At 48.9% G+C, this 11,987-nt stretch carries 8 protein-coding genes and 1 pseudogene; 7 read left to right on the forward strand and 2 right to left on the reverse strand.

What is annotated here, in order from left to right:
- Together QUA80_RS10580 and QUA80_RS10585 are read left to right on the forward strand one after the other, a co-directional pair.
- Positions 1-425, forward strand: a pseudogene (locus QUA80_RS10580) (IS4 family transposase); the annotation flags it as partial.
- Positions 426-991: 566 nt separating this feature from the next.
- On the forward strand, positions 992-2,266 hold the full coding sequence (locus QUA80_RS10585; protein ID WP_333423915.1) for a carbamoylphosphate synthase large subunit: 1,275 nt from the start codon (positions 992-994) through the stop codon (positions 2,264-2,266).
- A gap of 41 nt (positions 2,267-2,307) precedes the next feature.
- Here the strand turns inward: QUA80_RS10585 and QUA80_RS10590 are convergent, their stop codons facing one another.
- Both QUA80_RS10590 and hisD read right to left on the reverse strand, forming a co-directional pair.
- On the reverse strand, positions 2,308-2,736 hold the full coding sequence (locus QUA80_RS10590; RefSeq protein WP_333423917.1) for a universal stress protein: 429 nt from the start codon (positions 2,734-2,736) through the stop codon (positions 2,308-2,310).
- A gap of 324 nt (positions 2,737-3,060) precedes the next feature.
- Complete coding sequence (hisD, locus tag QUA80_RS10595; RefSeq protein ID WP_333423919.1) at positions 3,061-4,374, reverse strand: histidinol dehydrogenase; 1,314 nt, start codon at positions 4,372-4,374, stop codon at positions 3,061-3,063.
- An 885-nt stretch (positions 4,375-5,259) separates the two neighbouring features.
- Here hisD and rpsT point away from each other — a divergent pair.
- The 5 genes from rpsT (at position 5,260) to QUA80_RS10620 (ending at position 11,930) form a co-directional block, all read left to right on the forward strand.
- Complete coding sequence (gene rpsT / locus QUA80_RS10600; RefSeq protein WP_015179155.1) at positions 5,260-5,559, forward strand: 30S ribosomal protein S20; 300 nt, start codon at positions 5,260-5,262, stop codon at positions 5,557-5,559.
- A 372-nt stretch (positions 5,560-5,931) separates the two neighbouring features.
- Positions 5,932-6,711, forward strand: a complete 780-nt coding sequence (locus QUA80_RS10605; protein WP_015179156.1) for a TatD family hydrolase — start codon at positions 5,932-5,934, stop codon at positions 6,709-6,711.
- Positions 6,680-6,862, forward strand: a complete 183-nt coding sequence (locus QUA80_RS10610; protein ID WP_333423922.1) for a hypothetical protein — start codon at positions 6,680-6,682, stop codon at positions 6,860-6,862. Before QUA80_RS10605 ends, QUA80_RS10610 begins: the two co-directional genes overlap by 32 nt.
- 451 nt (positions 6,863-7,313) lie before the next feature.
- Entirely contained in the window at positions 7,314-10,700 is a 3,387-nt protein-coding gene (rpoB, locus tag QUA80_RS10615) for a DNA-directed RNA polymerase subunit beta (protein WP_333423924.1), read from the forward strand.
- Positions 10,701-10,841: 141 nt separating this feature from the next.
- Complete coding sequence (locus QUA80_RS10620) at positions 10,842-11,930, forward strand: HNH endonuclease (RefSeq protein WP_333423926.1); 1,089 nt, start codon at positions 10,842-10,844, stop codon at positions 11,928-11,930.
- The last annotated feature ends 57 nt before the right edge of the window (positions 11,931-11,987 follow it).

Below are 11,987 nucleotides of genomic sequence, written 5' to 3' on the forward strand. Positions count from 1 at the left end.
GGCGTTGGAGAATCGAAGAAGCTTTCAATACCGTCAAGCGGCTGTTGGGCTTAAGTTATTTGTGGACGGGTTCTCTCAACGGCATTCAGCTTCAAATTTGGGGGACTTGGATATTTTATGCAATTTTGGTCGATTTAGGTGATGCCGTTGCTGACCAACTCTCTTTACCAATAGATGCGATTTCATTAGAAATGATTTACCGAGGTCTTTACCATTTTTATGTAGCCCATCAAAAAGGTCAAGCAACTGACCCAATTGAGTATTTTGCCGCGCCAGAAAACCGCGATTTAGGTATTGTTAAATCTCCGCGAAAACCCAATGTTAAGTTAATTATTGCGCCTTTCCCCGAACGACAGCGAGGAGCTGACTGCTTTTTCTTTGAAACATCTTCTCAAATCCCCTTGACAATTGCCATCCAAGCTTAACTTGTTACGAATGAGGGCGGGTTGGCTGGGCGCATAATTCAACCGACATGGCTTGTGCTTATAGAACCGAAGAAATGGACAAGGTGGCTGTGTTCACTAAGAAAAAACAACTCGTCCATCGTTGAAATTATTGAGGTTGCATTCTCTCTAGTTGGAGAGCATTGGTAACAAGTTAAGCTAAAAAAGCATTTGTCAATCAGCAATTATGCTCGATATTTACTCGGATTTTGGGCTCAAAACTGAGATTTAGGCGATCGTGCGATCGTGCCGAGGGTGATACTTATACCTACTCCCTCTCAAATCGTAAATTTTCCACTCCTAAAACAGCAGTTTTTGTGAGTAATATTACTGATTGACAAATGCAATTAAGTCTTAACTTGTCACCAATGGTTGGAGAGAGTTAAAATTCCGCAACTAATATCTTGTTTCCTAGGTATTAAGTAGCTGGACATCAATAAACACTTTTTCAATTTGTAGGGCGGGCATTGCCCACCCTACTTTTAATTATGTCGAGCTACTTAGCGGCCGGGAAAACAATTCTATTCAAACTCGACTTGGAGGTTTCTATGAACTCAACATACGACTTTCCTTACTTTCAAGGCAATTCTCTTTCCGATTTGTTTGCTCCAGACATCACAGATGCACGTTATGCGTTCATCCTAAATTACCCTGCAACTGCCAGTTGGGCTGCTTACCCCAACAGGAAAAAATACTTTATTCAAGACGGCAGCAGTGAAGCTACCAAAACTTCTTTCGACAAGATCGGTCAGAAGGAACCTTGGAAAAATCTGGCTGTGTTAGGCGATGCCATTCCAGGGATTGTAATTAATGAGCCGCCGAACTCGCTGATTGACTATTGGCGGGAGCATTTGGGCTTCAGCTACAGCAGTATGGAGATGATTGACTGCTCAACTTATCTCGAAGATCTCAGTATAAGCGATCGCTTTGACAAACTCCTGACTCTATTTCCCTTCGACAATCTCAAACCGGAAAAACACGCCGTCCATCCCGACATCCACTACCACTTGCTCAGCAAAGCAACGCTAGCAGAATTAGGGGTGCAATGTCCGAAATACCAAAGCTACAATCTGCACCAAGTCAATCTCGAAAGCATTGAGTTACCAGAGCAATTCCCCTACTTGATTAAAACATCCCACGGACTTTCTGGAGAAGGCACTTATATTATCAAAAGCGCCAGCGATCTGAAATACTGCTTGCAGGAAGTGAGGAAATATCTCGATATTAAGTTGCTGGATACGATTATTGTCTCGGAATTCGTCAAGAATGAAGTGCAGAACTACTGCGTGCAGTTTTATGTAAGCAAAACAGGAAATATCAGGCTCATCGGCACTACCAGCCAACTTGTTACCCCTGAAGGCAGCTATTTAGGGGGACTGATTCACTACCGCGAAACCAACATGAGTAGGTTTTTTGAGATGATTGCCGCTATTGGTAAATATGCTCACCAACAGGGTTATTTCGGGGTTATTGGCTTCGACGTGCTGGAAGACTCCGAGGGACAGTTGTATGCCATAGATGCCAATTTCCGAGTTAATGGATCGACTCCGCTTTGTGTGCAGCGCCATACCTTACTGGGGCTGGGAAAGGAGGTGGCTAAATATTCCAGTGACTGGCGAATGGATGGAACTTTGGATTCCATTCTTGTCACACTGAAACCCGAACTCGATCGCAAGGACTTGATAATCTTGTCGGCTTTAGAGAAGGTTAAATACGGAAAAATCTACACGGAAATTTACGGGATAGTTGCGGGTGAGGATATGAAGGAAATGCAGCACATCGAGCAGAATTTGCACAGTAAGGGATTGCAGCAATTCGGTTGATATCTACTCTACCCATTGCAGCGGTTATGGGGTTTTCCCGCTCATCTCGCGCGCACCACCAACACCGAACAAGGAGCCTCAGCCACAACTTCAGCACTCACCGAACCCTCCAAAATCCGCTTTAAACCGGTTAAACCCCGACAGCCGATCGCAATTAAATCGGCCTTATAAATATGAGCCAAACGCAAAATTTCCGCCGCTGGCTCCCCCGAAACAATCTCCAATTCGCTCTGGCAAGGCAACTTTTCCTGATAAGATTGCAGCAACTTCTCTACCTCTCGGTAAGCAATTTCATCTCCCTGAGCGTGAGGTCGATCGACAACCTCGTCAAAATCCGACGTACCATAACTGACAACATGAACTAGAATCACCTTTGCCGTCGGTTCTAGGTGAAAGTGTCCGACAACTTGCAGTACCTGAGTCGCTAACTCTGAATTGTCGATCGCTACCAAAACAGTATTCAATACCATGCACCTTTAAATTTCAGATATTTAGACTTTAAATTTTTCGTTGATTGTCGCCTAATTTCCACAATTTCGCGCTCCCCACCAACATCATTATTACCTACCCAAAAACCCGGTTTCTTAACATAATTGCGTCATTTAAGCAAGATTCTTGAAGAAACCGGGTTTCTTAAGCCCGCAGTGCGTAAGTAGGTAGGTGCAAATAAACTGGATCGCTTGTCACAGAATGTAAAGCTACCATAATCGCAAGAGAATTGCTTCCTTTCATTGCATTTCACTCGCTTTTGACTACCTATGTATTTTGCCGATCGCCAATCTCAAATTTACCATCTAAAACTCACCCTTTCCCTCATTTTCAGTCCGCAGCCGCACCGAATCCGCGTGAGAAGGAAGCCCCTCTGCTTCGGCTAAAACATTAATCGCCCTACTCACCTTCTTAAGTGCAGCAGGCGAATATTGAATCAAACTCGAATGCTTGATAAAAGTTTCGACACCCAGCGGCGACGCATAGCGCGGAGCCCCAGAAGTCGGCAAAGTGTGATTCGGGCCAGCCAAATAATCACCTACAGCTTCCGGCGTCGAGCAGCCCAAGAAAATCGCCCCAGCGTGGCGAATTTGGTCGAGCAAAGCCCAGGGATCTGCAACTTGCAATTCCAAGTGTTCGGGCGCAAACTCGTTAGAGAGTTCCGCCGCCGCTTTGAGCGAGTCAACTACTACGACTAAACCGTAGTTGACGATCGCCTTTTCTGTTAAAGTTCGGCGCGGGTGATTTGCCAACTGTCTGTCTACCTCAGCCACAACCTTCCTAGCCAGCACCGAATCCGCCGTCAGCAAAATTGCCGACGCCATCGAATCGTGCTCAGCTTGAGCCAACATATCCGCAGCCACGTGCACGGGATTCGCCGAACCATCGGCAATAATCAGCACTTCCGACGGGCCAGCCAGAGAATCGATCCCCACAGTCCCGTAAACCAGTTTTTTAGCCAGGGTGACGTAAATATTCCCCGGCCCTGTAATTAAATCCACCTTCGGAATAGTTTCCGTACCGTAGGCCAAAGCCGCGATCGCCTGCGCCCCGCCGACCCGATAAATCTCATCAACTCCCGCTTCCTGAGCCGCTACCAGCACCGCAGGATTCATTTTCTTCTCCTGTCCGGGGGGAGTACACATCACCAGTCTCGGCACCTTGGCGACCTTCGCAGGAATCGCATTCATGATCACCGAGCTCGGATAGGACGCCTGACCGCCAGGAATGTAGATTCCCGCTCGATCGACCGGCGTGTAGCGCTTGCCCAAAACAATCTCGTCATCGCCAAACTGCACCCAAGACTTGGGTACGCGCTGTCGGTGAAACGCCTCTACCTGTTTGCAAGCTGTGCGGATGGCATTTAATAATTCTTTCGACACCTGCTGGTAAGCAGCATCCAATTCGGCGCCACTCACCCGTACATCTTCGACATTTAGGGTTATGCGGTCAAATTCAGCAGTGTAGTGCAGCACAGCCTGATCGCCTCTGCGCCTTACAGCTTGCAGCACCTCCCGCACGGTGGCTTCTTTGTGAACGACAAGTTCGTCATGGGTGCGATCGCAGATCCGTCGCAGTTCAGCTTGTGCCTCAACCCACTGAGTAATGATTCGCAGCATGGAGATTAGGAATGCCGTCTATAAATTCACTAACATTTGCTTGACAATTGGGGATTTTTGTGGGGAGCTCCTAGAGAAGTAGGCTACCACCAGTCCACAAGCTTAAACCGGGATAGTCGCGGAATTTTCCAAGGCTTCAGTGCAGCGTTTAAATCTCTGTCGAGGATTTTGCCACACTGAGGACAAGTCACAACCTTCTCTAGGAATTGCCCGCCAAAGAACCGGGTGCGGAGGGAGAGGGTTGGAACGCAGAGGGGGAGAGTGTCCGACCCCGATAATATCCGAGAGGGAGAGTGTTCGAGCGGGAGAATTTTTGTTCTGCCTTCTAGCTTCTACCTTCAGATCCGGCTGTCTTCTACCTTCTACCTTCAGCTTTTTACCTTCTACCTTCGGTAAGTGCTTCTTGCCGAAGCCCAAATCACCCGTACTCTTTGTTATAGCTTAACTTGGATTTTTCCGAGAATTGGATTTTAAGCAAAATAGGTGTTATATTGGTTTTTCCAACACCTGATAATTTTTTTATAAAAAAACGCCAAATTATTGTATACTTGAAAATTGCGCGCAAGAAACCGTGACTTTAACTCGTGACGGTGGAAACACCGCAAAACGCCTCCGTAACAGCCGTGTCATACCTGTGGGTATTGTCAGGGGTAAAAAACAGGCAGTTAAATGAGTCAATAAAAAATTATTGCGCGGGCGTCGCCAAAAAGTAGCCACAGACTCAGCTCAATCTGAGCGAATGGAGAGTGGCTGTCTCACTCCGCCATTAAAAATCAAGCTTTTTGCGGATCGATCCCGAAAAGGTTGTCCTTCAAAATCCCCGTGTCTTGGGACTGTCTTGAGACTAGGGTGTATCAATGAATACCTACTTCCAGCAACTGAACTATGGCAAATATTAAGTCCGCCGTCAAACGAGTCAAAATCGCCGAACGTAACCGCTTGTACAACAAATCTTACAAGTCAGCGGTCAAAACTTTGATGAAGAAGTATTTCGCTGCCGTAGAGAAGTACGCCGCAGCTCCGAGCCCGGAATTAATGCAAGAAGTCCAGCAGCGAATGTCTGAGGCTTACAGCAAAATTGACAAAGCTGTCAAAAAAGGTGTACTCCACCGCAACAACGGCGCTCGCAAAAAGTCCCGCTTGGCAAGAACCCTCAAGCCGCACGAAGTATCGGTAGCATCTTAAGGAAGCAGAAAGTTCGGCAACGAAGCAGTGTACAAGATTGAAGGGATGGATGTTGAGGGAAGAAGTCAATCGATTTTCGATTTTCGATTTTCGATTTTCGATTGAAGCATTGACTTGCGCGAGATAAATACGTTCGGCAAGTTTCATCGGATACAGGTTTTTTATTTCTGGATCCTGAGTCTGCTTTCGGAATGAATCACGTGGCGGGTATCCTGGATGCTTGATTGTCAAGCGTGAAGAAGGAAGAAGGAAGAAAGAAGACGGAAGATTTTTCCCGCACACTCTCTCCCACTGCCACTCCCAGACTCTCTCACTCCCCCCTCGCCCTATCCCACCAGGACTCTCCCGTATCACCTCTAATCTGCTTCCCCCATGCAGCTCATCGACACTCACGTTCATATCAACTTTGAAATCTACAAATCTGAGTTAGAAGCCATTCGAGAACGCTGGCGCGAAGCTGGTGTAGTTCGGCTGGTTCATTCTTGTGTAGAGCCAGAAGAGTTTGCCGGCATTCAAGCAATCGCCAACCAGTTTGCAGAAGTGTCCTTTGCGGTTGGACTCCACCCCCTAGATGCGGACAAGTGGAAAGACGAGACTGCGAGCCAGATTAGGGAATTAGCAAGTTCGGACTCTAGGGTAGTGGCGATCGGCGAAACCGGACTGGACTTTTATAAAGCTGACGATCGAGAACACCAGTTTAAAGTGTTTGAGGCACAGCTTGCAATCGCCCAGGAACTTGACAAACCAGTCATTATCCACTGTCGCGACGCCGCCGCCCCAATGGCCGAAATGCTGAGGAACTTTTGGCAAACACGCGGGCCAGTGCGCGGGGTCATGCACTGCTGGGGAGGCACACCCGAAGAAACCCAGTGGTTTTTAGACCTAGGTTTCTACATCAGTTTTAGCGGAACAGTCACCTTTAAAAAAGCCTTGCAAATACAAGAATCAGCTTGTATGGTAAATAGCGATCGCATCCTAGTCGAGACAGATTGCCCTTTTCTCGCCCCCGTACCCCAGCGGGGAAAACGCAACGAACCAGCCTATGTCTACTACGTAGCCGAGCAAGTTGCTAAATTGAGAGGAGTTTCTCTCTTAACTTTGTCCCAGCAGACAACCAAAAATGCCTGTCAGCTATTCGGCTTTTCAGTTTAGTTATAGCAGAGCAGAGAAACCAGGAAAACAGGTCGATTTAGGAGCCAGCGATCGGGACAATCCCATTTATCTCCTGCCAGAAAAACCGGATTCATCCTTTATAGGAGATTCTTTTGGCGTTGCCTGTTGCGATCGGATTTGCGTCCTATAATAAAAAGAACCGACCGATCGGGCGTTGGCTTAGTATCCGCGACTGCGATGTCGCCCGCTTGAGGCCAACACAACGCGAGTACGCTAACCTTCGGGAGCGGTCAAAACTTCAGGCAATAGCTCAAACTTACACACTCAAACTTACACATCAGAAGAAACTTGGAACCTCAGCAATTTGGCAATAGCTGTCAAGTCAATTTTAGGAGTCAAAAGTGTAGGGAATTAACCCTGGTATACCACGAGATCAGAGCTAAAAGCATCTCTATCGAAACAAAAATCCGCACAAAAATAATGCGAGCCACCAGCAATAATAACCGTTGCATCAGTTGGCAGGCGATCGAAAACATCATATAAATTCTCTCACACAATCCATCAAAAAAACGCAACAAGGTAAAAACGCCAAGCCTTGGCGCCATGTAAAAAGCTAGAGCCACTGCGGAAAAAGGACCCCCATGACCACTAAAGATTACACAGAATTCGCCTTCACCTTGCCCGACCTGATCGAAATCCAGCGGGCAAGTTTTCGCTGGTTCCTAGAAGCCGGGCTGATCGAAGAACTCGACAGCTTCTCCCCGATTACAGACTACACGGGCAAGCTGGAACTCCACTTCATGGGCAAAGACTTCAAACTCAAGCGCCCAAAATATGATGTGGACGAAGCCAAGCGCAGGGACAGCACCTACTCGGTGCAAATGTACGTACCCACCCGCCTGATTAACAAAGAAACAGGGGAAATCAAAGAACAAGAAGTCTTCATCGGCGATTTGCCGTTGATGACCGAGCGCGGCACTTTCATTATCAACGGCGCAGAACGGGTGATTGTCAACCAAATCGTGCGTTCCCCAGGCGTGTACTACAAATCGGAAACCGACAAAAACGGTCGCCGTTCCTACAACGCCAGTCTGATCCCCAACCGCGGTGCTTGGCTGAAATTTGAAACAGACAAAAACGATTTAGTCTGGGTCAGAATCGACAAAACCCGCAAGCTCTCAGCCCAGGTGCTGCTCAAAGCCCTCGGACTCACAGACGGCGAAATCTACGACTCACTCCGCCACCCGGAATACTTCCAAAAAACGATCGAGAAAGAAGGACAATTCGGCGAAGAAGAAGCTTTGATGGAGCTCTACCGCAAACTCCGTCCAGGCGAACCCCCCACCGTCGCGGGCGGCGAACAGCTCCTCAACTCGCGCTTTTTCGACCCCAAACGCTACGATTTGGGCCGAGTCGGCCGCTACAAACTCAACAAAAAATTGCGCTTGACAGTCCCCGATACCATGCGGGTGCTGACATCGCAAGATATCTTGACGGCGATCGACTACTTAATTAACCTCGAATTCGACATCGGCTCCACCGACGACATCGACCACTTAGGCAACCGTCGCGTCCGCAGTGTCGGAGAACTGCTGCAAAACCAAGTGCGGGTCGGCCTCAACCGCTTAGAACGGATCATCCGCGAACGGATGACCGTCTCGGATGCCGACTCCCTCAGCCCCGCTTCTCTGGTCAACCCCAAACCGCTGGTAGCAGCAATCAAGGAATTCTTCGGTTCCTCCCAGCTATCCCAGTTCATGGATCAAACCAACCCCCTGGCAGAACTGACTCACAAGCGCCGGCTTTCCGCCTTGGGCCCTGGAGGTCTGACTCGCGAGCGCGCCGGGTTTGCGGTGCGGGACATTCACCCGTCCCACTACGGCCGGATTTGCCCGATCGAAACACCAGAAGGCCCCAACGCCGGTCTGATCGGTTCCTTGGCAACCCACGCCCGAGTCAACCCCTACGGCTTCATTGAAACTCCTTTTTATCCAGTAGAAAAAGGACGGGTGCTGCGCGACAAAGCCCCCGTTTACATGACAGCCGACGAAGAAGACGATTTGCGCGTCGCCCCCGGAGACATCAGCCTCGACGAAAACAACAACCTCTTGGGCGAAACCGTAGCCGTCCGCTACCGCCAAGAATTTACGACGACTACGCCGATGCAGGTGGACTACATGGCGATTTCGCCGGTGCAAATCGTCTCCGTCGCGACATCGCTGATTCCGTTCCTGGAACACGACGACGCCAACCGAGCTCTGATGGGATCGAATATGCAGCGGCAAGCTGTGCCGCTGCTGAAACCAGAACGGCCCCTAGTCGGTACGGGCTTAGAAGCTCAGGCGGCGCGAGATTCCGGGATGGTTGTGGTTTCCCGGATTAACGGCGAGGTGATTTACATCGACGCTACCCGGATTATTGTCAAACCCCTGGCTGAGGATGCCGAATCTAATTCCAGCGAAGAACATTTCCTGATTAAGGAATACGACGATCTCAAAGTCAAACAGCCCTCGGTTTGGAAGCAAAAATATGCTGGCTGCATCGAACACGAACTGCAAAAATATCAGCGCTCTAACCAAGATACTTGTTTAAACCAGCGTCCGCTGATTTATGAGGGCGATCGAGTCGTAGCAGGTCAAGTTCTCGCCGACGGTTCCTCCACCGAAGGAGCCGAACTCGCTCTGGGTCACAACATCCTCGTAGCTTATATGCCTTGGGAAGGCTACAACTACGAAGACGCCATGCTAATTAGCGAGCGTTTGGTGTACGAAGATATCTACACATCGATCCACATTGAAAAATACGAAATCGAAGCCCGCCAAACCAAACTCGGCCCCGAAGAAATCACCCGCGAAATTCCTAACGTCGGCGAAGACGCGCTGCGCCAGCTAGACGAACAGGGCATTATCCGCAAAGGTGCCTGGGTAGAAGCCAGCGACATCCTAGTCGGCAAAGTCACCCCCAAAGGCGAATCCGACCAACCGCCGGAAGAAAAACTGCTCAGGGCAATCTTCGGCGAAAAAGCCCGCGACGTGCGAGACAATTCCCTCCGCGTCCCTAACGGCGAAAAAGGCCGCGTGGTGGACGTGCGGGTGTTTACCCGCGAACAGGGGGACGAACTGCCCCCCGGTGCCAACATGGTCGTCCGCGTGTATGTAGCTCAAAAGCGGAAGATTCAAGTCGGCGACAAAATGGCCGGCCGCCACGGGAATAAGGGTATTGTGTCCCGGATTCTGCCGATGGAGGATATGCCTTACTTGCCAGACGGGACTCCGGTTGATTTGGTGCTCAATCCCTTGGGCGTGCCGTCGCGGATGAACGTAGGTCAAATCTTTGAGTGTTTGCTCGGATGGGCCGGCGAAAATCTGTCGATGCGCTTCAAGATGGTGCCTTTTGATGAAATGCACGGCGCTGAAAAGTCTCGCGAAACCGTACACGGCAAGCTACAGGAGGCGCGCGAAAAAACGGGCAAGCCGTGGGTATTTAACGAAAAGCACCCCGGCAAGACGATTGTCTACGATGGCAGAACTGGAGAACCGTTCGATCGCCCCGTTACAGTCGGCATCGCCTATATGCTGAAGCTGGTGCACTTGGTAGACGATAAGATCCACGCCCGCAGCACCGGCCCTTACTCGCTGGTAACGCAGCAGCCTCTAGGCGGCAAAGCGCAGCAGGGAGGTCAGCGGTTCGGAGAAATGGAAGTCTGGGCTCTGGAAGCGTTCGGCGCAGCTTATACTTTGCAAGAGTTGCTGACTGTCAAGTCGGATGATATGCAGGGGCGGAATGAAGCGCTGAATGCGATCGTCAAAGGCAAGGCTATTCCGCGTCCCGGTACACCGGAATCTTTCAAGGTGCTGATGCGGGAGTTGCAGTCTTTGTGCTTGGATATTGCCGTGCACAAGGTCAATACCTCTGACGACGGCAGCGAACACGTTGAGGTTGATTTGATGGCCGATGCCGGGGGCAGGCGATCGCCCTCCCGGCCTACTTACGAATCGCTTTCTCGTGACGAACTTGACGAGGATTAGGCATTAAAGATTTTAGATTCAAGCTTTTTTGACAGCATTCAATCTAAAATCTTTAATCGACAATCTCAAATTAAAATGCCTCAGCAGTGGTACGAACACTGCTGAGGCGAATCAACGCTCTAAACAGGAGAGACGCTGAACATGAATATTGTAACAGTTGTCCCAGGAATAGAAGGAGAAGTTGACCTGAAGACTGGCTGTATTAACTGGCAAGGGAGCAAGTTTGGCAACGGTTACGCGCGCAAGTGGCTCGATGGCAAAACGGTATTAGTCCATCGATTAGTCCTCGAATCGAAAATAGCAGGGTTCCTCGGTTCCGGTTATTTTGGGTGCCATACCTGCGACAATCGAAGCTGCATCAACCCGGCACATCTGGTAGTAGGTACTGCTGCTGAGAATACCGGGCAGATGATTGGGCGCGATCGCAAAACTCCCAGACGCAAAAGTATTCGGGGTATTGGCATATTGTCGATCGCACAACTGCGGGAAATTCAGACTAAATATTTATCTGGAACCATCAAGAACCACCTAGCAAAAGAGTATGGAGTACAACATGAAACTATTACTAAGATACTTCAGACAAATATTCCCGATAACTTCACTACAGTTTCACCCAATTTTTTAGGAGAAATTCAAGATAGCGGCTGCATCATTTTCCAAGGTTCACAAGACGGTCCAGGTTATGGCAGGTACTTGAAAAATGGAAAATCAAAATCAGTGACTCGTGCTGTTTTAGCCGAGAAATTAGGATATGAACTTCCGACTTCGATGGATGCTTGTCATACCTGCGACAATCCCAGTTGCATCAATCCAGAACACCTTTGGGCTGGTACTCGCACTCAAAATTTCTTAGATGCTTCTAAGAAAGGACGCACTCAAGGAAAAAGTCATCCTCTTTCCAATGCCAAATTAGATTGGGAAAAGGTGCGAGAAATTCGACAAAAGCTAGCAGCAGGAGAGAGGATGAAGGATGTAGCACAGGAATACAGTGTCGGCCGCAAAACCATACACGATATTAAATATCACGTCACTTGGAAGGAAGTAGGTCAACAGGTTCCACTTCCTCGCACGGGTGGATATGTCGAACGCAAATTTACTTTTGCTCAAGCTATTGAGATCCGAGAACGAATCCAAGCCGGAGAATCCATTGCTAAAATTGCTCTGGAATTTGGAGTATCCAGAAATATCATTTCTGATATTAAAAGAAACGTCACCTATAGAGGAGAGTAATATTGATTTGAGTTCAAAACGAAGCAAACAAAAAATATAAAGTGCCAGCACTAATCG

This window comes from Microcoleus sp. F4-D5, from assembly GCF_036704885.1.
In the GTDB taxonomy this organism is placed as follows: domain Bacteria; phylum Cyanobacteriota; class Cyanobacteriia; order Cyanobacteriales; family Microcoleaceae; genus Microcoleus.